We start from the raw sequence: 22,453 nt of genomic DNA, 5'->3' as shown, positions 1-22,453 counted from the left end.
GCACGGAGGGGCGCGTGGTGCCTGGCAGCCACCGTCCCGTCGCGTGCGGCCGGCACCGGCGCGCGGTGACGGTGGGGAGGGCGACGGTGTACGCTCATCGCGTGAACATCGACAGTCTCGCCGACATCACCGACAAGATCGCCGCGCTCCGGGTCGAACATCGCGATCTGGACGACGCCATTGCGCGCCTCGTCGATGATGCGGACGCGGACGAAGTGGCGATCAAGCGCTTGAAGAAGCGCAAGCTGTGGCTGAAGGACTGCATCGCGCGTCTGGAAAGCGCACTGATCCCGGACGAGCCCGCCTGAGTTCCGCACGACGGACATGGCGTTGGCCCGCGAAGCGGGCCAACGGAAGCAGGGAGCGGGGGCCGGGTCGAGTGCCCCGCCGTCCACCGTCAGGGCGGCCGGGAGTATGGCACTCGAAAAGGCGCGGTCGGGGGCGGGACGGGCATCCACCAGAGCGATAGCCGCCGCGCATGTCGCCAGGCGGGCGAGGTGGATGAGACGCACCGGATTCCCCTGCGTGTGTCGACATTGCGTGTGGCGCCCGGTTCCCCACCGTGTGCCGCGGGCGGGTATAGCCACGGCGTCGGCAGAGACCGCTCGACCGCGCAGGCGGGAATCGCGTGATGGAGGCGCAATCTGACGCACTGCGTCACCGGGAAGCGTGCCGCGCCGCCGCCCGTGCGCACGTCAGGCGCTCCGTCCCGCCATGCCACGCCCGCCGCAGGTGTCGTTCGCGGTCCCGGCGGGTCGCGGCGGCAGTTGGCCCGATGCTTGCTTGGTAGTCCGGGTGTGGGGATTTCCCCGACCAAGGACCGCCTGCCGTCCTGCCGGCGCCGCGGTTCCCAACGACATGCCACGCGCACGCCTGTGCGGTGGCGAGGGAGTGGCATGGAGCAGGACAAACCCTTCAACCCCCGCATCCCGGTCTCGGCCCGTGAGGCCCGGTTGGCATCGGCGGCGACCGACGAAGCGCTGGCCGGCATCGGACTGCGGATGCGGCGTATGTTGCCCGGCGAGGCGCTGGGCGACGTTCCGCGCCTGCGCCGCGAGGTTTACTTCCACGAACAGGGCCAGTTCGGCGACCGCAGCAAGCGCGTCACCGACGGCCTGGATGGCTGCGGCACCACGCTGGCGGTGGAGAAGGGTTCGCACGCGATCGCCACGCTGCGGCTGCACGACTTCTCGCCGCTGGCGGTGCAGGTCGAATACGGCAACCTGTTCCGGATCGACGATTTCGCGCGGACCTGGCCGTTGTCGCAGGTGGCCGTGGGCACGCGCTTCGCGGTGCAGGCGGACGAACGCAACAAGCCCGTGGTGGATCGCTTGATGGAGGAGGCCTACCGGTGGGCGCAGGAATCGCGCATCCAGTTCTGCCTGCTTGCCTGCGAGCCCTTCCTGCACGGCGTGTTCGAGCACTACGGATTCCGTGAGTACCTGCCGCCGGCGATCCTGCCGGGCGGCGTGGACCTGCTGCGCATGGTGCTGGTGATGGAGGACGAGCCGTATCTGTCCGAATGCGGCTCGCCGCTGCACCGGCTGATACGCGATCCGGCCCGCGCGCTGCCGGCGAAGGCGTGGCTGACGCGGTCGTTCCACGCGATGTGCTGATGCCCTCGCGGCTGCCAAACCGCGTCACGGGTGAGCGGCCACCCGACGTGGGCTGCCTGGCCGTGCTCCACGGTGCGGCCGGATACCGCCTCGGTCGTGTCCCCGGGGCGGACAGCGCCGCCGCGCACTGACGGGCGCAGCTGCGCGCCGCATCACCACGCTCACTCCTGCGGGGGGGGCACCTCGGCCGGCGCGGCGGCCTTCGCCGCTTCCGGGCTGACCTTTTCGATGGTGTGGCGCAGTTCGCGGCCGAGGATGGCCTTGGCATCGCGCGCCCACGCGTCCAGGCGCTCGTCGAACACCAGCTTGCTGTTCTCGTCCGGCCACACCAGTTTCATCTCGCGCAGCTTCTGGATGAAGCCGCGGAACAGGGTCTTGTCGAAGAACTCCGGCGCCGCCGGCGCATACAGCAGGCTCAGGCGCTGCGCGGCTTGCTGGCACAGGCCCTCCAGTTCGGCGGCACCCAGCGTGCCGGGACCATTCTTCACCAGCACCGAAATGGCGATGTAGTAGCGCTCGAACGCCTGCTGCAGCGAGTGGCCGATCGCGCGCAGGCGGAAGACCTCGTCGGTCTGGCCGGCACTGCGCGCCAGGATGCCGCCGTCGTCGTCGTTGACCTGCTGCAGCAGGCCTTCGCGCACGAACACGTCGATCGTCCGTTCCATGCGCTCGGCGAACTCGTCCTCGCTCCACGGCAGGAACAGCTCGGCCTGCAGGAACGGGTACAGCGTGCGGCCCAGCCGCAGTACGCCGGCACGGCTCATGCGCCGGTTGTTCTGGAAGCAGCACGCGATCCACGACGAGGCCGTGAACAGGTGCAGGACGTTGTTGCGGTAGTAGCTGAGCAGAACGGCGGTGTCGTCGTCCACGCTCAGTACGTCGCCGAGCGGATGCTTGATCCGCTGCAGCATGTTGATTTCTTCGGCGTGGGAGATGATGCGGTCGGGCGAGTGCGGCGTGACCGTCACGCGGTCGGAGTACGGCAGTTCGGCCAGCAGCGTCTTCGATAGTTCGATCTGCGCGACCAGATCGGCCTCGCCCATCGCGTGCTTGGGCGTGGACAGGAGCGCCAGCGCCAGCAGGTTGATCGGGTTCACGTCCGCGGCGCGGTTGATGTTGACCTGGATCTGCTGCGCCAGCGCATCGACGATGTCGGACAGCCACGCGGGCTTTTCTTCTTCGCCGACCGGCGTGCCGTCCCACTCGGGCGCGTACCGGGACAGTGCGTCGTTCAACGGGATCGGCTCGCCGAAGTTCACCACCACCTGGCCGTAGTTCTGCCGCAGTACCTTGGGAATGCCCCACAGCACGGCCCAGATGGATTCCTTCTCCTTCGGGCGGCCGCTGAGTTCGTCCAGGTAGCTGGTGCCCTCGAGCAGTTTCTCGTAACCGATGTAGACCGGCTGGAACAGCACCGGCTTGCGCGGCTGGCGCAGGAACGCGCGCAGCGTCATCGAGATCATGCCGCCCTTGGGCGGCAACAGGCGGCCGGTGCGCGAGCGTCCGCCTTCGATGAAGTACTCCAGCGAATAACCACCCGAGACCAGCTGCGCCACGTATTCGGTGAACACGGCCGAGTACAGCGGGTTGCCGCGGAAACTGCGGCGCATGAAGAACGCGCCGCCCTTGCGCAGCAGCGTGCCGACCACCGGCAGGTTCAGATTGATGCCGGCCGCGATGTGCGGCGGCACGATGCCGCGTTCGTACAGCAGGTAGGACAGCAGCAGGTAGTCCATATGGCTGCGGTGGCAGGGCACGTAGACGACTTCGTGTCCGGGCGCGGCCTCCTTGAACTTGTCCAGGTGGTGGACCAGCACGCCGTCGTAGATCTGGTTCCACACATGGCTCAGCAGGAAGCTGGCCGAGCGCACCACCGGGTTGGAATAGTCGGCGGCGATTTCCCACGCATAGGCATGCGCCTTCTTCCACGCGTCCTCGGGCTTGGACTTGTCTCGCCTGGCCTGTTCGGCGATGGCTTCCTTGACCGGGTCGGCGGCGAGCACCTGGTCCACCAGCAGGCGGCGGGTGGACAGGTCGGGGCCGATGATCGCTTCGCGGATGCGGTGGAAGTGCGTGCGGAGCACGCGCGAGAGTTTGCGGACGGTGCGTTCGGGTTCCAGGCCCTCGTCGACGGTATCGCGCAGCGACACGGGCGGGGCGAACCGCACGATGGTGCCGCGACCGTTCAACAGGATCGCCAGCAGGCGGCGGAAACGGCCGACGATGGCCCAGTTTTCCGAGAACAGGACCGAGAACCAGCCGCTCTGCTTGTCCGGCGCGCGGCCGACGAAGATCGAGACCGGCACCAGCTGCACGTCCAGGCCCGCGCTGGCGCGATGCGCTTCCAGCAGGCGCGCCAGCGAACCGGAATGCGTCTTGGCGCTGACCTGGTCGGGGATCAGCGTGCTGGCGTTGCGGCGCGACAGGGCCACGTAGGCGCGCTTGCGGCCCAGCGGATTGCCACCGACGGGCAGGGGCACCAGCGGGGACGGCAGGCCGGCGTCGCGGCAGGCGCGATCGAGGATCAGCGCATTCGACAGGCCGTAGTCTTCCAGCACGTAGCAGACCGGGCGGCCGTCCAGCAGCTCGGCCGGCGCGGCGGGTTCGATGTTCAGGGCCAGCCAGGGGTCGGCCAGGCGCCCGAGCAGGCGCGCCCACAGCGGACGTTTCGCCTGGCGGGCAACCGGGGCCATCGGCAGGCCGGCCGTCCCACGCATGTCGACATCCGCGGCCGGAGGCTGGGTCGCGTCAGGCACGGGCACGTCCGTCGCGCCCGGCTTCTTCTCCGGCGGCGTCGGGGTCGGGCCGTCCGGGAACGGCAGGGAATTCTGTTCAGGCATCGACCGCATTATGGCCCACCCCCATGGCCGGCTGGGAAGCGGTTACAGCGCGCAGCGAGTGCCGCCCTTCAGTTCCCCCGATCGCAGCGGCGGCGATGGGAGCGATGCACGTGGCGGAAACGTAGCGGTTCAGCGTCCCCGATACGGCTCACAGCCCACGCCGTCGTTGTCACGGTCCAAGTGCGGCCCGTAGCCAGGATCTCCGCGCCCCACAGGCGCAGCCCCGCGCGCGCGGGCCTCGTCGCAGTTGCGGAAAGCGCGTGCGGGCGCCGGCGGCTGCATGTGCGGCGGCGCCAACGGCTGTTTCGGTGCAGCCCTGGCGCGCGGGATGATGCGGTGGCAATGGTAGTCACCGCTTTTCCGGTCGGTATGGCACCCCTGCTTGTCCACGCCCCCCCGGGTGTGCAGGCACCGAGGAGGCGCACGCCAGCCACGCGGCCAGCGCCAGCCCCGCTCTCGCGTGGTGTCCCGGCATCATCAGGGTGACGGTGGGGTTTCGGGCTCGGAGGGCGCGGGGGCCGGGACATCGGGCGGGGGCAAGGCCGCCAGGACATCCTCGGCGTGCTTGAGGTAGTCGCTGAGGTACCAACGATCGCCGCGCCGCGTGAGGCTGACCACCGTGTCGATCTCGCGCTCGCCCAGCGGGTAGTGGATGCGCACGGTGGCCGTGTCGCCCTTCTCCTCCACCAGGCCCGTGCGCAGGTCGGTGAACGTGGTGTCGAGCGGCAGCCCATAACGGGAGAAGGTCGCCTTGGCCTCGATGAAGAACGGCGTCAGCCGTTGCAGGCTGGCCGTCATGCCGGCCTCGCTGAGGTCCTGCTCCGTGGTCAGTCCGCTGCGACGTGCAGCCGGCGCCAGTCGGGCCAGCGTGGTGCGCGCCAGCGCAGGGTCACCCAGGGGTGCCTGCTGCGCCCAGTCGCCGAGCGCGGCGATCACCTGCGCGTAATGGTCGCGTTCTTCCTGGGTGTAGTCGCCCTCGTTCTTCACGTACTGCACGCCGAACAGCCCCAGCGTGCGCGCGGCCTCCTTCAAGTCCCGGTCCTGGCGCGCGAACTGGCGGTCGAAGCTGCGCTGCAGCGTCTTCTCCGCGTCCTTCGCCGACAGCGCGGCCAGCATCGGCACCAGCTTGTCCTCCAGGGGCAGCTCGCTCAGCGGCCAGCGGCTATGGCCGGCGCGCCAGGCGGTATCCAGCCGGTCGTGGAGGTCGGGAGGCACGGCGTCGCGGGCGAAGCCGACCAGATCATTCCGCTGCAGGTGGGTGGCCAGTTGGCGCACGGCGGCGGCCGGACCACTGGCGGCACCGGCAAGCTCCTCCGGTCCATGCTTCTTGCAGGCGGCCAGCAGCAGCAGCGACAGCCCGAGGGCTGCCAGCACGCGCGGGACGGACGCGGATGGCCTTGGCTTCATGCGGTGTGACTCCCCAGTCGCCCCGCATCTTCGCGGCCCGCGTGGGCGGGCGGCAAGCACCGTCGTCGCAAGTTCTCCGCCGGCGGCCCATAAAAAAGGAGGCCGGGGCGTCTTTCGACGTCGCCGACCTCCTGAAATCCGGCCGAGGCCGGAGGACGAAGTGTTGTGGCACATCTCCGGCCCGCAGGCCGGATGCGCACAGACTACCTGCGCCCGAATGCTAAGGCAATACCTGAAATATATATGTGTAAGCTATTGAATTAATTGAAGGCGCCAGCGATCTCGGCCTGGATGGCATCGGCCGCAGAGCGCGGATCGCTTGCCTTGCTGATCGGCCGACCCACCACGATGGCATCGGCGCCCAGCGCGAAGGCTTCGGCTACGCCGACGGTGCGCTTCTGGTCGTCGCCGACCGGGCCGCCGGGGCGGATGCCGGGGCAGACGATGGAGAAGCCGGTGCCCGCCGCCGCGCGGATCATGCCGGCCTCTTGCCCGGAGCAGATCACGCCATCAATGCCGGCGGCCTGCGCAGCCAGCGCACGTTGCACGACGATATCGGCGGGTTCACCGCTGTTGATGCCCATGGCGCGCAGATCGCTGCCGTCCATCGAGGTCAGCACGGTCACCGCGAGCAGGCGCAGGTCGCCGCCGCGCGCTGCGGCGGCTGCCTCCATCATCCCCGCGTGCCAGCCGTGGATGGTCGCGTAGGTCACCGGCCAGCGGGACAGTCCGCGGATCACGCCCGCCACGGTGGCGGGGATGTCGAAGAACTTCAGGTCGACGAACACCCGCTTGTCGCGGCGGGCCAGTTCGTCCAGCACGGTGAAGTAGTCCCCGCTGGCGAGCAGCTCCATGCCGATCTTGTAGAACTGCACGGCATCGCCCAGCCGATCGACCCACGCCAGCGCGTCGGCACCGGACGGCGCATCCAGCGCGAAGATCAGGCGCTCGCGCGCGCTCAGGGCGACCGGCCCACGGCTCACGGTGCGTAGTCCAGCGCGTCGCGCTTGGCCTGGGTGCGTGCGGCGGCCGGCTGGTCCCAGGCGTTGTTGAACAGCGCCGGCTCCCACGAACCGTAGGTCGGGTTGGGCAGCATCCACCAGCGCTCGCCGAACCAGTCGTCGTATTCGTCGAACAGCGCCTGGCGTCCGTCACGCGTGTTGGCTTCCACCTGGACGAAGTCGCCGATCTGGTCGCCGAACTGCATCAGCACGCGGTACTGCTGTCCCGCCAGGCGGCGGCGGCAGTTCTTCTCGGAGCCGTTCTGCTCGCAGCCGTCCAGCACCGTGCCCAGGCCGAGGAACACGCTCTCGTCCGCCACGGGCAGGCCGGCCTCGCGCAGGTTGGCCAGCGTCGCTTCCTTCAGATGCACGGCGCGGTTGGAGATGTACAGGATGGTGACGCCCTTCGCGGCGGCGGCCTTGGCGAAGTCCACCACGCCCGGCAGCGGCTTGGCCTTCTTCTCGGCCACCCACTGGTCCCAGCTGATCTCGTCGTATTCCTTGCCGTCGCGGATCAGGCGCGCCTGGTAGGGCGAGTTGTCCAGCACGGTCTCGTCCACGTCCATCACCACGGCGGGCTTGAGGCCGGCGGCGGCATTGCCGCGCTCGCCCGGGACCAGCGCGTCCCAGTTCTTCTCTTTCAGCGCCACGTCGAGATGGTCGGCGGCGGCACGGAAGGTCTGCATGGTGATCGCGCGATATTCGACCGACGTCTGTACCCAGGCCACGGCATTGAGGTTGTCGTGCGTGGAAGCGTCCTTCGCAGGCGTCGCGGCAGCGGCAGGTGGGGCGGCATCAGCGGGCGCCGCCGGTTCGGTGCGTTTGCAGGCGGCCAAGGTCAGCAACGACGCCGCCAGGCCGGCGGCAAGCAGGGAAACGCGCATGGAAGATCCCATTTCGAATGTGCGGGAATTCTAGCCGACCGCTATTACACCCGTCGTTCGACGCTGCGGCGCGCGGGTTATCCTGCCGGTCCGACCCAGTTCCCGATGCCTCCATGGAAGACACCGCGCCCGTCCTGACCTCCGCCGAAGCCCGCCTGCTGGGTTGCCTTATCGAAAAGGAAGCCACCACGCCGGAAACGTATCCGCTGACGGTGAATGCCGCGCAGGCCGCCGCCAACCAGAAGACCGCGCGCGAGCCGGTGATGGCGCTGGATCCGGGCGCCGTGAATCATGCGTTGCGGCAGTTGGAACAGAAGGGACTGGCGAAGCAGGTGTTCTCCTCGCGCGCCGAGCGCTACGAGCACCGCACGGCCGCGTTCTTCGGCATTCCCCGGCAGCAAGCCGTGCTGCTGGGCCTGTTGATGCTGCGCGGTGCGCAGACCGTGCACGAATTGCTCGCACGCAGCGAGCGCCTGTTCAAGTTCAACGATGCGGACGATGTCCGCCATCACCTCGACCGCATGATCCAGCGCGACCCGGCCCTCGTCGTGCAGATCCCGCGCGGCCCGGGCCAGCGCGAGGATCGGTACGTGCATCTGTTGAGCGGCGCGGTGGACGTGGCGGCTATCGCCGCGCGCATTCCGGCAGCCTCGGTGGGCGAGCCCGCGACCGCAGAGCTGGAAGCCCGCGTTACCGCACTGGAGGACGAGGTCGTTTCCCTGCGCGAACAGCTGGCCGGACTGCTGGCCTCGCGCGATTCCTGACGCTCACGCCTCGTCCGGCGCCAGCCTCACCAAATCGGTCACGCCGACCTCCACGCCCGCCTGCGACAGCAGCGTGGTGGCCAGGTCCCGATGCTGCGTCTGGTGGTTGGACAGGTGCGTCAGCAGGCCATCCAGGCGCCGCGCGAAGGTCTCACCCTTCATGTTCGGGTAGACCAGCCGCGACGAGAGGGCAGGCGTCGCCAGCGTGGCGATCCATTCCACGATCGCCGCATCGAGCCAGGCGCGCCTGCGTGCAACGCGGACAGGTGGAGGAGGGCATCGCATCCCGTTCCGTCGGCATCGGCGTACCGTCGAGCGTGCGGCAAAGCGCTTCAGCCAGAGGGTGTCGGCGACTGCCAGGTGGTTGAGCGTGCCAGGATCGACCGGAGAAGGGGCCACGATCCGCGGCGAGAGCGTCGTGCGGCAACGTCGCTGTGGGGAGCGTAGAGGCGCTGGTTCATCCATGTGTTGTAGGACGCGAGCAACGTGAATCGGGCATCGTCGGTCATCGTTGCGCGCGCTGCAGGCGTTGTTCACATTCATCATCGGCTGGATGACGCTGCATTCGCCTGCACGAAAGCGATGCTACACGCGGATACGCGTGCCGACGCGTTGCATGCACCCATGCATCGCGCTACGTTCGCCACGTCCACCGACACGGAACGTTTCCATGGAACGACGCCTCATCCGGAGCATCGCCACCACCGCGATGATCTCCGTCGCCACGACAGGATGCCACGCCAGCATGGGTCAATCGAGTTCAGCCGGCCCCTCTTCCGCGCTGCCGGAAGGCCACTACACCAACGTCGGTGCCGAATGGCCGTTGAAGTTCAGGGCCCACTATTTCGGTGTGTCCACCTACAGCACCTATGGCTGTCGCGTGGAATATGCGGGACGAGTGCGTGCTGACGAACCAGCGGATCGCCTGCAATCCTCATCCGAGGCACTAGGGTCGCGTTATCCAGCCAACATGACGGCGGGCGCGGGCCCCATCGCCAACTTCCCCCCGCCTGCCAACGTCTCGTGGCGATCGCGGGATGGTACTGCGCTCCAGGCGCAGATCGACATCGGTGAGATCTTCAGGGATCAACTGATCCGCCACCATGTGGCACGGGAGGATGCGCTCGACCCTGCGTCGAGTGGCACGCCCGGCATCATCCTCGAGGTCAACGATCGCACCATCAATGTGTACATGCGCGACATGATTGCGCTGAAGAAGCCGCGTGTGCCGGATCGGCCGCACAGTGACTTCCGCGATGATCTGATCAAGGTATTCAGTCGGACTTACTGAGCAGGGAGAGCTCGCCATGGAGTCTGGGCAAAAATCAAAGCATCGTGATGGTGGGGTTGAGGCGGAACTGGCAGGCGATCCTGGCAGGGAAAGCTACCTTCGGGCAGAAGCCGATCTGTCACGGCTTCGTATTCCCATCCTGCTTCACGCCGGCAGGCCAAACGAAAAGCTGTATCTGGCGGCGATGGACGGCACGGGTAATAGCATGTTCGACGACAAGCCGGAGGGATGGAGTGTCGTCGCGAAGATCCACCAGCAAGTCAGGGAATTGCAGGATGAGGGCGTCAGCAATATTGCGACGGGGTACGTGGAAGGCACCTATACCCAGAATGGCCTGCTGAGTAAACCGGAAAAGCTGTTGGACGGTCGCTTCGGTCATACCTTTGATGAGCGGGTGGAGACGGCCTACCTTCAGTTCTGCGAACAGGCCAAGAAATGGCTTGATGAGGATCCCCAGGCGCAGATCCGTACGGCGGGCGTGGGTTTCAGTCGCGGCGGCGAGGGGATTGCAGCGCTCCAGCGCATGGTGCACGAGCGAGGCATCCGCGATCCGGTGGGCGCAAAGGTAGTGCGTGATTCGGAAAATCTCGTCGTGGGTATCCAGTACGCAGATAGACCTCTGCTCGTCGAGCCGGGCAAGACGCCGCAAGTCGCGTTGCTCTTCGATCCCGTGTCGACGGGCGTCGAGGAGCATGACCGCCGCCTGCCACCCTCGACCCTTTCGACTTTCCAGGTCACCGCTCAACACGAACGTCGCGATATGTTTCCCTCCAGCCAGCACGTCGTCCCCGGTTTCAGCGAAGACGACCGGAACTACAATGCACGGGTGTTCGGCTGCCACAGCAACATCGGTGACACCTACAGCCGCAACGGCCTCGGTACGCTCAGCCACAACCTCGGTGTCGAATTCCTCAATCGCCTCAGCGATACGCCTTATCTTGAGAAGCGTCCGCTTCCAACCGATCCCGACCAGTACGTGATCCATCGCTCCGATCAGCACTTGGGCGGTCTGTATGGCACGCGCGGCTACGACCGCGACGGCATCCGCGACCAGGTGGACACGCTGGCGCCGGAGCGGCTGTGCAGGCGGGCCGTGGTCGACGACTGCAACCGCAAGGAGCCGATCGACGAAGTCCTTGACGCCCGATTCGAGCGCCGCACCGGGGTATCGCCACCGACGATGGACAAGGCCGGTGAACGATCCCTTCCCGACCCCGGCGACCGTTCCACCTGGCCCGGTCTCAATGATCTTGTGGAGCGCGTGTCGCGCGCAGGTGCGGTGAGAGGAGGCGACCCGATGGCGACCGTCGTCAGCGAATATCTGAGTGGTCCGTGGGCACGCCAGTTCCAGGCCGATGTCGCAAGGGAACTTGCCGCGCGCGCAGAACCGTCGTTGCCTGAGATACCGCCAAAAGCGGCGCCCGTCGAGCCCGCCCGCGAGCCACCCGCTCTGGTGCGATGAGCCAGTAAGGGGCGCGCTAGCGCTTCTCTTCCAGCAACCCCACGAGGTTGCCATCCGGATCGCGCAGGAAGCCGGTCCATAGCTCGTGGTCCGGCATCCGGGCGGCCATCTGCGGAGGGCGCTCTTCCGTGGCGCCGCGTGCCACGAGCGCGGCCTGCGTCGCGGCGATATCCTGCACGCTGAAGTAGAGGATCGAGTTGGCGCCCACGGCGCCTGCGCCCTGTGGCGTGGTCAGCATCAGGCGCACATCGCCCGCCTGCAGGAATGCGAGCGTCGGGGCGGGCTGGAACAGGAAGGCCAAGCCCAACGCATCGCGGTAGAACGCCAGGGCTGCGTCGACATTGCTCACCGTGATGGCGATCTGGCGAATGGTCGAGAGCGTCGCGGTCATCGCAGCACCTCCGGCGGAATCACGTGGGTCGACGGCTGCTGCGCAGCAGGAACAGGCTGCCGATGAGCGTACCTGCCAGCGAGGCCGCTAGCCCCAGCACCGATGCGATCAACAACTCCCGTGGCCAGGACGCCGGCGTGCCGGCGATATCGCCGACCAGCATGCGCACCACCACCGCCGCGGGTGCGGCGGCCGCGATGAGCAACCACAGCGGCAAGAAGCGGCCGGTGCCGAACGCGCGCAGCATCATCGCCACCACGCCGACCGCAGCCAGGCCGGGCCCGTAAAAGGCGCCGGGCAGCGCGGTCATCGCGGAAGGCGCCCGCCAGTACGGGAAACCCACGCCGACCAGGGCGATCAGGAAACCCACCAGCCACCAGATCCGGCTGTTGCGCGTCATCGTCGATGCTCCGAGGGGTGCCGGCCAAGCCTACCGCGTCTCGCCCGGCGGTTGCGCGGCGTCAGTCGAACATCGCCTGGATCGCGGCCAGCCCCGCGCTGGCGCGTTCCTTCTTTCGCTCGGCATCCGCGACCGGGTCCGCCCCGTCGCGCTGCAGTTCGTCGGCGGGCAGCTCGTCGATGAAACGGCTGGGCTGCAGTCGCAGGCGCTCGCCGAAGCGGCGCGTCTCGCGGCTGTGGCTCAGCCAGAGCTGCTCCTTCGCCCGCGTGATGCCCACGTACATCAGGCGCCGTTCTTCCTGCAGGTTGCCTTCCTCCACGCTGGTCTCGTGCGGCAGCGTGCCGTCCTCGCAGCCGACGATGAAGACGTAGCGGAACTCCAGGCCCTTGGCCGCGTGCAGGCTCATCAACCGCACCTGGTTGCCGCCGTCGTCCTTGTCGTTGCGCGACAGCAGCGCGAGCTGCGCGGCGAGATCGCCGGCCGAGCTGCCGCGCGGTCCGCCCTCGAACCAGTCCGCCAGCTCGTCCAGGTTGGCGCGGCGGCGCTGGAACGAGGCTTCGTCCTTGCATTGCGAGCGCAGGTCCGCCAGCAGGCCCGAACGCTCGCTCAAGCGCCGTACCAGGTCCGCCGGCGGCAGCTCCTCGGCGTGCCGGCGCAGATCGCGCACGATATCGACGAAGGCGCTGAGGCCGTTCGCCGCCCGCGGCGGCAGGGCCTTCAGCGCGCCCATCGATTCGGCGGCGCGCGACAGCGGCAGGTGGGCGTGCTGCGCCATTTCAGCCAGCTTGGCCAGCGATGTGGCCCCGACTTCGCGTTTGGGCGACTGCACCGCGCGCAGGAAGGCAGCATCGTCGTCCGGATTCACCAGCAGGCGCAGCCACGACATTGCATCCTTCACCTCCTGGCGCTCCAGGAACGCCGTGCCCCCCGTCAGGTGATAGGGAATGCGCAGCAACTGCAGCGCCTTCTCCAGCGCGCGCGACTGGTGGTTGCCGCGGAACAGGATGCAGAAGTCGCTCCACGCCGCGCTCTTCGACGCGTGCACGAACGAGATCTCGGCCGCGACCTTCTCCGCCTCATGCTCGTTGTCACGGCATTCCCAGACGCGGATCCGCTCGCCGTCGGCCTGGTCGCTCCACAGCGCCTTCGGGTGCTCGTGCGGGTTGTTGGCGATCAGCGCATTGGCGGCGCGCAACACGCGATTGCTGCAGCGATAGTTCTGCTCCAGCTTGATGATCTGCAGCGCCGGATAATCCTTCGCCATCTGCAGCAGGTTGTCGGGGTTCGCGCCACGCCACGCATAGATGCTCTGGTCGTCGTCGCCCACGCAGGTGAAATCGCCGCGCTCGCCGGCGATCGCTTTCAGCAGGCGGTACTGCGCGTCGTTGGTGTCCTGGCATTCGTCGACCAGCAGGTAGCCGATGCGCTCGCGCCAGGCCGCGATGATCTCGGGGCTGTTCTCGAGGATCTGCACCGGCAGGCGGATCAGGTCGTCGAAATCCACCGCGTTGAAGGTGGTCAAGCGGTCCTGATAGCGCTGGTACAGCAGCGCGGCGTCCTTTTCGCGGTTGGTGCGTGCTTCCGCCAATGCCTCTTCGGGCGACAGCCCGGCGTTCTTCGCGCGCGAGATCAGGTTCTTGGCCGCCTCCACGTCGTCGGGCTTGGCGCCGTACATGAGGTCCTTGACCTGTGCATGGGCGTCGTCGGCATCGAAGATAGAGAAACCGCGCTTCAGGCCCACCGCGGCATGTTCGATCTGCAGGAACTTCAGGCCGAGCGCGTGGAAGGTGCAGATCGTCAGTCCCTCCGCGGCATCGCCCCTGATCCGTTTGGAGACGCGCTCGCGCATTTCCTTCGCGGACTTGTTGGTGAAGGTGATGGCCGCAATCCGGCGCGCCGGGACGTGGTTGCCTGCGATCAGGTGGGCGATCTTCTCCACGATCACCCGCGTCTTGCCGCTGCCCGCACCCGCGAGCACGAGCAAGGGGCCCTTGCTGTGAAGGACGGCAGCGCGTTGGGGGGGGTTGAGACCGTGCATGAGGCGTACTTCGGCGTAGGCCATCAGTTTACAGACAACGGCGCCCGGCTTCTCCTAGCATGGCCTGCATCCGCCCTCCTGCGCAGGCCGCCCCATGAACCGTCTCAACCGCCTGGCGCTCCTCGTCTTCCTCGCCATGCCGGTGTCGGCGGCCATCGCCCAGGACGCGCAGATCGATCCGGCCGTGCTGACCGAAGGCTTCCTGGCCGCACACCCCGATCTTCGCTGGCGTGCCGAGGGCGTGCGATCGTACGACCGCAAGGACTACGCCATCGCGATGAACGAGTTCAAGCGCGCGGCGAGCCATGCCGACAAGGCGTCGCAGGCGATCATCGCCGAGATGTACTGGAGCGGTATCGGCGTTGCCGTGGATCGACCGCTCGCCTACGCCTGGATGGACATCGCGGCCGAGCGCCACTACCACGACTTCCTGGTAAGGCGCGAAGGCATGTGGTCCGACTTGAACGATGATGAGCGGCGCGACGCCATCGCGCGCGGCCAGGCCATCCTGGCCGAGTACGGCGACGACGTCGCCAAGCCACGCCTGGAAAAGGTCCTGCGCCGCGCGAAACGGAACGTCACCGGAAGTCGCGTGGGCTACGTCGGCAATCTCACCATCATCCCGCACACCGGTCCGCTGGCAGGCACCGGGATGACACTGACGGGCGACCAGTATTACGCCCCCAAGTATTGGCAGCCCGATCAGTACTGGCGATTGCAGGACGCGATCTGGAAAGCGCCTCTGAAGGGAAGAGTGAAAGTGGGCGAGGTGGAGAACGTTCCCACGGAGCCGGCGGGCACCGACGACCGTTAAGCCGCGCGGTAGAATCCGCGCCATGGCCAAGCTCTACTTCTACTACTCGGCGATGAATGCCGGGAAGACCACTACGCTGCTGCAGTCCGCGCACAACTACCGTGAGCGCGGGATGCGCGTGGCGATCCTGACCCCGCGGCTCGACGACCGCGCCGGTACCGGCGTGGTGGCGTCGCGGATCGGGTTGCGCGCCGACGCGGTGGCGTTCGAGCGCGACGACGATCTCGAGCGGCGGATACGCGACGACATCGCGGTGAACGGCAAGCTCGACTGCGTGCTGGTGGACGAGGCCCAGTTCCTGACGCGGGCCCAGGTCTGGCAACTGAGCGAAGTGGTGGATGCGCTGCGCATCCCGGTGCTGTGCTACGGACTGCGCACCGACTTCCGGGGCGAGCTGTTCGAAGGCAGCCAGTACCTGCTGGCGTGGGCCGACGAGATGAGCGAGATCAAGACCATCTGCCACACCGGCAAGAAGGCCACCATGACCGTGCGCGTCGATGAGCAGGGGCGGGCGGTGCAGGACGGTCCGCAGGTGGAGATCGGCGGCAACGAACGCTACGTGTCGGTCAGCCGCGCGGAGTTCAAGAAGATCGCGCGCGGCGAAGGACGCATCGATCCGCTGCAGCCCGATCTTCCGCTGGGCTGACGCGGGCGTCAGCGGCAGGCGTCGCGTAGTCCCGCCACTTCGCGCGGGATGATGCCGCCGTCGGGCAGGGCGATGCGCAGTTCGCCGGCCAGCGCATCCAGCTCGCGCCGCGCGCGCTCCTTTTCGCCCAGGCCGCAGCGCGCCTCCGCCAGATAGGCGCGCGCCAGCCAGCGCAGCTTGGGCGCTTCGCTGCCCCCACCCTCGTGCACGGCGAGCGCCTGCAGGGGGGCGATGGCGTCCTGCGGCCGGTGCAGGCGCGTGAGCTGGCGCGCCATCGACAGTTCCGCGAACCAGGTGCGCGGGTGATCGGGGCCGAACCCCACCCGGGTCAGCCGTACTGCCCTATCGAAGCGCTCGGTGGCGCCCTTCAGGTCCCCCTTCGCGGCCAGCACTTCGCCGATCATCCGGTCGGTCTCGCCGATCAGCGCGTGGCTGGCGCCGATCGTGGTCACCCGCATCTGCCGCGACTCTTCGAGCGCGGCCAACGCCTCGTCGTAACGCCCGGCGCTGTAGAGCACCATGCCGTAGTTGAACAGGCCTCCCGGCAGGATCTGCAGGCTTTCCGTCTCGCGCCAGATGGCCACGGCGCGGGCCACGTCGGCGACCGCGGTTTCGTTGTCGCCGCGCTCCCACGCGATGATGCCCATGGAATTCCAGCTCGAGGCCGTATCGCGATGATGGGGGCCGAGCGATTCCAGCGTCATCGCATGCAGGCGATGCAACTCTTCGTCGGCCTCGCGCAGCTGGCCCATGTCCACCTGCACCGCCGCGATATGACGCCGCAGGGCCTGGGTCAGGGGATGGCGCGGTCCATGGATATCCTCGGACAGCGCGCGGGCGCGCCGGAACGCTGCAAGCGCCTCCTCGGTGTCGCCGCGGTTGCGATACAGAAGCGCCAGGCTGCGCTGGATCTCGATGGCCAGCGGGTGCCGCGCATGGCCATGCGCTTCCAGGTGCGCCAGGGCGGCGAGATAACCGCGCGCACCGGCGTCCGCGTTGCCCAGTTCCACGTCCAGCTGGGCCAGGTCGCGCATGTTCTCGGCGACGCCGGCTTCGTCCTTCAGGTTGCGGCGGATGTCCAGCGAGCGGTCGAACATCTGCCGGGCGAGCTGCTTCTCGCCGGCGTCGGCGCGGCAGCGCCCGTTCTGCGACTGGAATTCCGCGACCCGCAGCGGCAGGCGCGATGCGAGCGAGGGCAGGCGCGCTTCCATCGGCACCATCACCTGCACGCACTGGCGGGAACGTCCCAGCAGGCGCAACACGCGGCCGTGCTGCGTCGCGGCCTGCAGGCGCAGGCTGTCGGGCGCATCGTCCGTCACCGCCAGCACGCGCGACTGTTTCTCCAGCAGCGCGAGGGACTCGTGGTAGTCGCCCAGGCCCAGGCGCAGGCGCGCGATCACCCCGAGCAGCTCGGCCTGTGCGCGCGGCTGGGCGGCGAGTTCGCGTTCGCCACGGCGCTCGCCCGCGGCCAGCAGTTCGCGCGCATCGAACGTGCTGCCCTGTTGCGACGCGGCCGCGTTGTCGAACAGGCCGATCACGAAATCCTGCATCGCCTGCGCGCGCGCGGTTTCGCGCATCGCCTGCCGGCCCTGCCACACGCTGGCCGCCAGCGCCGCCACCAGCACGGTCGCCACCGCCAGGCCCGTGCCCAGTGCCCAGCGGTGGCGCACCAGGTACTTGTTCATCCGATAGCCCATGCTCTGGGCACGCGCGTGCACCGGACGGCCCTCGATGTGCCGCCGCAGGTCCTGCGACAGCGCCTCTACCGAGGCATAGCGCTGCTCCGGCAACTTCTGCAGGGCTTTCAGCGTGATGTTGTCGAGGTCGCCCGACAGCTTGCGCGACGTGCGCCGCGCGTCCGGGCAACGGCTGCGGCTGCCGTCGGTGGTGCGCAGGGTGGCGACGGAAGGCTTGAGCGGTTCCACCGCAAGGATGGCCTGCTCCCACTCGGCGTCGGTCTGTCGGCGCAGGCGGTAGGGTTTGGTTCCCGCGATCAGTTCGTACAGCACCACGCCGAGCGAATACACATCGGTCATGGTGGTGACGAGTTCGCCGCGCACCTGTTCCGGCGCCGCGTAGTGCAGGGTGAAGGCGCGGACTTCGGTACGCGGATGCACGGGCACCGGTTCGGGATCGTCCAGCAGCTTGGCGATGCCGAAGTCCAGCAGGCGCACGTCGCCGGTCGGCGTGACCAGGATGTTGGATGGCTTGAGGTCGCGGTGGACGATCAGGTTCGCGTGTGCGTGGCTGACGGCCTCGCAGACCTGCAGGAACAGCGCGAGCCGCGCTTCCAGGCCCACGTTGTTGGCCTGGCAGTAGTCGGTGATCGACACGCCCTCGACGTATTCCAGCGCCAGGTAGGGCTGGCCCTCGCTGCCGATGCCGGCATCGAGCAGGCGCGCGATGTTGGGGTGTTCGAGGCGCGCGAGGATCTCGCGCTCGCGGGTGAAGCGCAGCCGCAGGTTGGGGTCGGCCAGCCCGGGGCGCAGCAGCTTCAGCGCGACCCGGCGCTTGTACAGCCCATCCGCGCGGGTCGCCAGCCAGACCAGGCCCATCCCGCCTTCGCCCAGCAGGGACTCGAGCTGGTAGGGTCCGACCCGCATGCCGGGTTTCAGCTGGCCGGGCTTGTCGACCAGCGGTTGGTCGATGAAGCCGTCGCCTTCCTCTTCCAGCGCGAGCAGCGCCTCGAGCTCGCGCGCGGTGTCGGGATCATCCGCGCGCAGGATCTCCAGCTGGTCCGCGCGCGCCTCCGGCTCCAGCTCCAGCAGGACGTCGAGCAGCGGTGACAGGCGTTTCCAGCGTTCGACGTCCATCGGTGCGGCGCGGGCGTGCCTGCCTCAGGTATCCGCCATCGCCGACAACAGGAACAGCCGCGCCTTCTGCCAGTCGCGGCGGATGCTGCGCTCGGAGCGCTGCAGCAGCTCGGCGATTTCCAGTTCCGACAGGCCGGCGAAATACCGCATCTCCACCACCTGGGCCAGGCGCTCGTCCGCGGCGGCGAGCTTCTCCAGCGCATCGTTGAGCGCCAGCATGTCCTCGTCCAGGCGCAGGTTGCCTTCCACCTCTTCCGGGATGTCCGCCACGCGCTTGAGGTCGCCGCCGCGCTTGCGCGCCAGCCGGCTGCGCGCGTAGTCGACCACCACGCTGCGCATCGACGAGGCGGCATAGGCGAAGAAGTGCGCGCGGTCCTCGAACTTGGCCGTGCCGGTGGAGCCGAGCAGCTTCAGGTACGACTCGTGCACCAGTGCGGTGGCGTCCAGCGTGTAGCCGTGCTGGCCGGACAGCTGGCGGCGCGCCATCGTGTGCAGTTCCTGGTACAGCGTGGCCAGCACGCGGTCCAGCGCGGCGCGATCGCCGCTCCGGGCCGAGTCCAGCCACAAGGTGATGTCAGGTGCGTCGGCCATCCGTCTTCCCCACGAGCCAAGGGCGCGAATATAACGTCATTTGTCTCACAGGACGTGAGGACGGCGATGCCCCTGAGAGGGTCGTCAGCGCTGGCAGTGGCCGCACCACACGGTCGCGCGCTGGCCGATGCTGGCGTGCTTCATCGGCCGGCCGCAGCGCGGGCAGGGTTCGCCGCCGCGTCCGTAGGCCGACAGTTCCTGCTCGAAGTAGCCCGGCGCCCCGTCCGGGCTCAGGAAGTCGCGCAGCGTGGTGCCGCCCCGGGTGATGGCGCATGCGAGGATCTCCTTCACTGCCCCCGCCAGCGCCACGTAGCGCTCCCGCGAGACCTTGCCCGCGGCGCGGAGCGGGGAGATGCCGGCGCGGAACAGGCTCTCGGCCGCGTAGATGTTGCCCACGCCCACCACCACGGCCTGGTCCATCAGGAAGGTCTTCACGGGGGCCTTGCGGCCACGGCTCAGGGCGAACAGGTAGTCGCCGTCGAAAGCGTCCGACAGCGGCTCGGGTCCCAGCCCCTGCAACAGGGGATGGATCTCGCCGACCGGCTGCCACAGCAGGCAGCCGAACCTGCGCGGATCGTTGAACCGCAGCACGCGCCCCTCCGCCCCGTCCAGCGTGATGTCCACGTGGTCGTGCGCGGTCACCGGTGTCGCCGCAGGCAGGACGCGGAGGCTGCCCGACATGCCCAGGTGCAGCAGCGCGCTGCCCGCCGCCGTGTCTATCAGCAGGTACTTCGCGCGACGGCGCACCGCGTCGATGCGCTGTCCGGGCAATGCCTGGGTGATGTCGGGCGGGATCGGCCAGCGCAGGTCCGGCCGGCGCAGCGTCACCGACCGGATGCGCCGGCCTTCGATGTGCGGTGCCAGCCCGCGGCGGGTGGTTTCGACCTCGGGCAACTCAGGCATGGTCCGGCTCCGCACGGTAGAAGCCGCCTTCGTGGCGCACGCGCACCGGCCCGCCGAAGGCATGGCTGAGGTGGGCGTCGGTCAGCGTGGCCGCACGATCGCCGTCGGCGTGGAGTACACCATCGCGCAACAGCAGCACGCGGTCGATCTCGGGAATGATCTCTTCGATATGGTGCGTCACCAGCACCAGCGTGATGCCGCGCTGCGCCAGCGTGCGCATCAGCGCGAGGAAGTGTTGCCGCGCCACCACGTCGAGGCCTGCGGTCGGTTCGTCCAGCAGCAGCGCCTCCGGTTCGTGCACCAATGCGCGCGCGATCAGCACGCGCCGCATTTCGCCGGTGGACAGCTCGGCGACCGGGCGGTCGGCAAGCGACAGCGCCCGCACGTCGTCCAGCGCACGGCGCGCACGGCGGCGCATGCCCTCATCGACCTGCCGGTGCGGCGGGACCATGAAGCTGGAGAAGAAGCCGGTGACCACCGCATCTTCGGCGCGCAGGTAAGGCATCTGCTGCAGGTCGCGGGTCAGGTCGCTGGTCACCACGCCCAGGCGGTTGCGCAGTTCGTTGACGTTCCACCGGCGCAGGCCGAACACCTTCACCGGCGCATCGCCTTCACGGGCGAGCGGGTACAGCTCGCGGTTGATCAGCTTGATGAAGGTCGACTTGCCGCCCCCGTTCGGGCCCAGGAGCGCCGTGTGCTGGCCCAGCGGGATGCGCAGCGACAGGTCGTGCAGGACGCGGGTGGCGCCCCGCACGACGGTGGCGCGGTCCAGTTCGAACAGCGGCGCCGCGTGCGTCGTGGCGGCAGGGGAGGCAGAGGGAGTCATCGCAGGGCGGGGGAGCGGTTGCCGGTGCAGCGTACCCGAATCATGGTGGTCAACGGGCGCGTCTGGCGGCCCTACAATGCCGGCATGCGCCTCCCGTCCTCCCTCCTTGTCCTCGCTCTCCTGCCGGCCGCCGCGTTCGCACAGGTCACCGCCACCGGCGACTATCTCGCGCGCATGGATGGCGATGGCGACGGCCGCGTCAGCCTGATCGAGTACCAGACCTGGATGAGCTACGCCTTCGAGGGCATGGACCGCAACCGCGATGGTGTGCTGTCCCTCGACGAGCTGCCCGGTGGCCGAGGCAAGCCGGTCACCCGCGAGGCGCATCTGGCGCAGCTCGCCGACCGCTTCAAGCGGCAGGATGCCGACGGCAATGGATTCCTCAGCGCGAAGGAACTGGCCGCGCCGCCGCGCTGAATGACGTCAGGTGTGGACCAGGCGGCCACCGGCGAACGCCCAGTTCTCCCAGGTCGTTTCCTTGAAGCAGACCATGACGTTCTCGGGATTCCGCCCCGCCGCCCGCAGGCGCTGCATCAGATCGGCCAGTAGCGCCTTCTTCACCCTCACGCTGCGCCCGACCGACCACAGGATCTCGATCAGCACGAAGTCTTCGTCGCGCGCGCCGGCGACATCCGGGTACGCGGGGTCGTAGCGGAAGTCTTCGTCGGACAGTTCCAGCACGCGCTGGAAACGGTCGGTCGCCGGCACGCCGGAGGCGACAAGCGCGGCATGCACCGCATCGAGCACGGACGACTTGAAGGCCGCGTCCTTCGGCTTGCGGACGGTCACGGTGACCAGGGGCATGGCGCAACTCCGGCGGGATGAAGTTCCCAGCTTATCCCGCCGCGCGTCGTACAAAAGAAGACGCCGGCCACGGGGGCCGGCGTCGGGGTGGCCGGTCCTGGGAGGGACCGGCCCGGGGAGGAGCGTTTACTTCGTGATGTCGACGTCCTTCGTCTCGCGCAGGAACAGCGTGCCGATGATCAGCGTCATCACGGCGATGCCGATCGGGTACCACAGGCCGTAGTACAGGTTGCCCGTGGCCGCCACCAGTGCGAAGGAGATCGCCGGCAGGAAGCCACCGAACCAGCCATTGCCGATGTGGTACGGGAGCGACATCGAGGTGTAGCGGATCTGCGTCGGGAACAACTCGACCAGGTAGGCGGCGATCGGGCCGTACACCATGGTCACGTAGATCACCAGGATCCAGAGCAGGAAGATCGTCATCGGCACATTGATGCGATCCGTCGGCGCCTTCTCCGTGTAACCGGCCGCACCCAGCGCCGTCTTCAGTTCACCACCGAACGCGGCGGTCTTGGCCTTCACGTCGTCGCCGGACAGGCCGGCGGCTTCGAACGACGCCACCGAGGCATCGCCCACGCGCACCTGCGCCAGCGTACCCGCCGGGGCGGATTCCACGCTGTACGGCACGCCGGCACGGGCGAGGGCGGCGGTGGCCTGGTCGCACGAACTGGTGAACTTGCGCGTGCCCGGGATCGGGTCGAACTGGAACGAGCAGGTGTCCTTGTCCGCGACCACCACGGCCGGCGAGTTGCGGCTGGCTTCTTCCACGCCCGGATTGGCGAAGTGGGTGATGCCCTTGAAGATCGGGAAGTAGGTGACCGCGGCCAGCAGGCAGCCCGCCATGATGATCTTCTTGCGACCGATGCGATCCGACAGCCAGCCGAAGAACAGGAAGAACGGCGTGGCGAGGAACAGCGCGGCGGCGATCAGCAGGTAGGCGACGGTGGAATCCACCTTCAGGA

At 68.3% G+C, this 22,453-nt stretch carries 23 protein-coding genes; 8 read left to right on the top strand and 15 right to left on the bottom strand.

Going from position 1 to position 22,453, the window contains the following annotated elements:
• Positions 1-101 precede the first annotated feature (101 nt).
• Positions 102-308, top strand: coding sequence for a YdcH family protein (locus CYU89_RS13155; RefSeq protein WP_296281618.1), 207 nt, complete (start codon positions 102-104; stop codon positions 306-308).
• Between the two features lie 588 nt (positions 309-896).
• A complete protein-coding gene (locus CYU89_RS13150; RefSeq protein WP_296281615.1) occupies positions 897-1,616 on the top strand; it encodes a hypothetical protein in 720 nt (239 codons plus the stop codon).
• Between the two features lie 161 nt (positions 1,617-1,777).
• Here the strand turns inward: CYU89_RS13150 and plsB are convergent, their stop codons facing one another.
• The 5 genes from plsB to CYU89_RS13130 form a co-directional block, all read right to left on the bottom strand.
• Complete coding sequence (gene plsB, locus CYU89_RS13145; protein ID WP_296281613.1) at positions 1,778-4,465, bottom strand: glycerol-3-phosphate 1-O-acyltransferase PlsB; 2,688 nt, start codon at positions 4,463-4,465, stop codon at positions 1,778-1,780.
• 120 nt (positions 4,466-4,585) lie between these two features.
• Positions 4,586-4,738 carry an excalibur calcium-binding domain-containing protein gene (locus CYU89_RS18665; protein ID WP_343125261.1) on the bottom strand — a complete coding sequence of 51 codons (153 nt, stop codon included), beginning with the start codon at positions 4,736-4,738 and terminating at the stop codon, positions 4,586-4,588.
• Positions 4,739-4,933: 195 nt separating this feature from the next.
• On the bottom strand, positions 4,934-5,863 hold the full coding sequence (locus CYU89_RS13140) for a hypothetical protein (protein ID WP_296281611.1): 930 nt from the start codon (positions 5,861-5,863) through the stop codon (positions 4,934-4,936).
• 260 nt (positions 5,864-6,123) lie between these two features.
• Positions 6,124-6,846, bottom strand: a complete 723-nt coding sequence (gene pyrF / locus CYU89_RS13135; protein WP_296281609.1) for an orotidine-5'-phosphate decarboxylase — start codon at positions 6,844-6,846, stop codon at positions 6,124-6,126.
• Positions 6,843-7,748: a 5'-nucleotidase, lipoprotein e(P4) family gene (locus CYU89_RS13130; protein ID WP_296281608.1), complete on the bottom strand. Its 906-nt coding sequence runs from the start codon at positions 7,746-7,748 to the stop codon at positions 6,843-6,845. Before CYU89_RS13130 ends, pyrF begins: the two co-directional genes overlap by 4 nt.
• A 113-nt stretch (positions 7,749-7,861) precedes the next feature.
• Between CYU89_RS13130 and CYU89_RS13125 the strand changes: the two genes are divergently transcribed.
• Complete coding sequence (locus CYU89_RS13125) at positions 7,862-8,512, top strand: DUF480 domain-containing protein (RefSeq protein ID WP_296281606.1); 651 nt, start codon at positions 7,862-7,864, stop codon at positions 8,510-8,512.
• A gap of 3 nt (positions 8,513-8,515) precedes the next feature.
• Here CYU89_RS13125 and CYU89_RS13120 read toward each other — a convergent pair whose 3' ends face one another.
• Positions 8,516-8,977, bottom strand: coding sequence for a DinB family protein (locus CYU89_RS13120; protein ID WP_296281604.1), 462 nt, complete (start codon positions 8,975-8,977; stop codon positions 8,516-8,518).
• Between the two features lie 205 nt (positions 8,978-9,182).
• On the opposite strand from CYU89_RS13120, the gene CYU89_RS13115 reads away from it, so the two are divergent.
• Positions 9,183-9,803 (top strand): hypothetical protein, encoded by a 621-nt coding sequence (locus CYU89_RS13115; protein ID WP_296281603.1) that lies wholly within the window; start codon positions 9,183-9,185, stop codon positions 9,801-9,803.
• Between the two features lie 16 nt (positions 9,804-9,819).
• Complete coding sequence (locus CYU89_RS13110; RefSeq protein ID WP_296281601.1) at positions 9,820-11,265, top strand: DUF2235 domain-containing protein; 1,446 nt, start codon at positions 9,820-9,822, stop codon at positions 11,263-11,265.
• Positions 11,266-11,281: 16 nt separating this feature from the next.
• On the opposite strand, the gene CYU89_RS13105 is transcribed toward CYU89_RS13110, so the two are convergent.
• From CYU89_RS13105 to CYU89_RS13095, 3 genes are all read right to left on the bottom strand, one after another.
• Entirely contained in the window at positions 11,282-11,656 is a 375-nt protein-coding gene (locus CYU89_RS13105) for a VOC family protein (protein ID WP_296281600.1), read from the bottom strand.
• A gap of 19 nt (positions 11,657-11,675) precedes the next feature.
• The gene (locus CYU89_RS13100) at positions 11,676-12,056 is read right to left on the bottom strand and encodes a hypothetical protein (RefSeq protein ID WP_296281598.1); all 381 of its coding nucleotides are present in this window, start codon (positions 12,054-12,056) and stop codon (positions 11,676-11,678) included.
• Between the two features lie 61 nt (positions 12,057-12,117).
• Positions 12,118-14,094, bottom strand: a complete 1,977-nt coding sequence (locus CYU89_RS13095; protein WP_296281597.1) for a UvrD-helicase domain-containing protein — start codon at positions 14,092-14,094, stop codon at positions 12,118-12,120.
• Positions 14,095-14,188: 94 nt separating this feature from the next.
• On the opposite strand from CYU89_RS13095, the gene CYU89_RS13090 reads away from it, so the two are divergent.
• Positions 14,189-14,908, top strand: a complete 720-nt coding sequence (locus tag CYU89_RS13090) for a hypothetical protein (RefSeq protein WP_296281595.1) — start codon at positions 14,189-14,191, stop codon at positions 14,906-14,908.
• A 22-nt stretch (positions 14,909-14,930) separates the two neighbouring features.
• Positions 14,931-15,554, top strand: coding sequence for a thymidine kinase (locus CYU89_RS13085; protein ID WP_296281594.1), 624 nt, complete (start codon positions 14,931-14,933; stop codon positions 15,552-15,554).
• Positions 15,555-15,562: 8 nt separating this feature from the next.
• Here the strand turns inward: CYU89_RS13085 and CYU89_RS13080 are convergent, their stop codons facing one another.
• The 4 genes from CYU89_RS13080 to CYU89_RS13065 form a co-directional block, all read right to left on the bottom strand.
• The gene (locus tag CYU89_RS13080; protein ID WP_296281592.1) at positions 15,563-18,367 is read right to left on the bottom strand and encodes a serine/threonine-protein kinase; all 2,805 of its coding nucleotides are present in this window, start codon (positions 18,365-18,367) and stop codon (positions 15,563-15,565) included.
• Between the two features lie 24 nt (positions 18,368-18,391).
• Complete coding sequence (locus CYU89_RS13075; RefSeq protein ID WP_055939119.1) at positions 18,392-18,958, bottom strand: ECF-type sigma factor; 567 nt, start codon at positions 18,956-18,958, stop codon at positions 18,392-18,394.
• A gap of 84 nt (positions 18,959-19,042) precedes the next feature.
• Positions 19,043-19,861 carry a bifunctional DNA-formamidopyrimidine glycosylase/DNA-(apurinic or apyrimidinic site) lyase gene (gene mutM, locus CYU89_RS13070; protein ID WP_296281590.1) on the bottom strand — a complete coding sequence of 273 codons (819 nt, stop codon included), beginning with the start codon at positions 19,859-19,861 and terminating at the stop codon, positions 19,043-19,045.
• Positions 19,854-20,687 (bottom strand): ATP-binding cassette domain-containing protein, encoded by an 834-nt coding sequence (locus CYU89_RS13065; protein ID WP_296281588.1) that lies wholly within the window; start codon positions 20,685-20,687, stop codon positions 19,854-19,856. The genes mutM and CYU89_RS13065 overlap by 8 nt, the downstream gene beginning before the upstream one ends.
• Positions 20,688-20,771: 84 nt before the next feature.
• Here CYU89_RS13065 and CYU89_RS13060 point away from each other — a divergent pair, with 84 nt between their 5' ends.
• A complete protein-coding gene (locus CYU89_RS13060; RefSeq protein WP_296281586.1) occupies positions 20,772-21,104 on the top strand; it encodes a hypothetical protein in 333 nt (110 codons plus the stop codon).
• A 6-nt stretch (positions 21,105-21,110) separates the two neighbouring features.
• On the opposite strand, the gene CYU89_RS13055 is transcribed toward CYU89_RS13060, so the two are convergent.
• Positions 21,111-21,491, bottom strand: a complete 381-nt coding sequence (locus tag CYU89_RS13055) for a tautomerase family protein (protein WP_296281585.1) — start codon at positions 21,489-21,491, stop codon at positions 21,111-21,113.
• A 126-nt stretch (positions 21,492-21,617) separates the two neighbouring features.
• A partial coding sequence (locus CYU89_RS13050; protein ID WP_296281583.1) for an MFS transporter occupies positions 21,618-22,453 on the bottom strand: 836 nt, incomplete at its 5' end.

The organism is Pseudoxanthomonas sp., assembly GCF_002863005.1.
Lineage (GTDB): Bacteria > Pseudomonadota > Gammaproteobacteria > Xanthomonadales > Xanthomonadaceae > Pseudoxanthomonas_A.
This window is presented reverse-complemented; position numbering and strand designations above follow the sequence as displayed.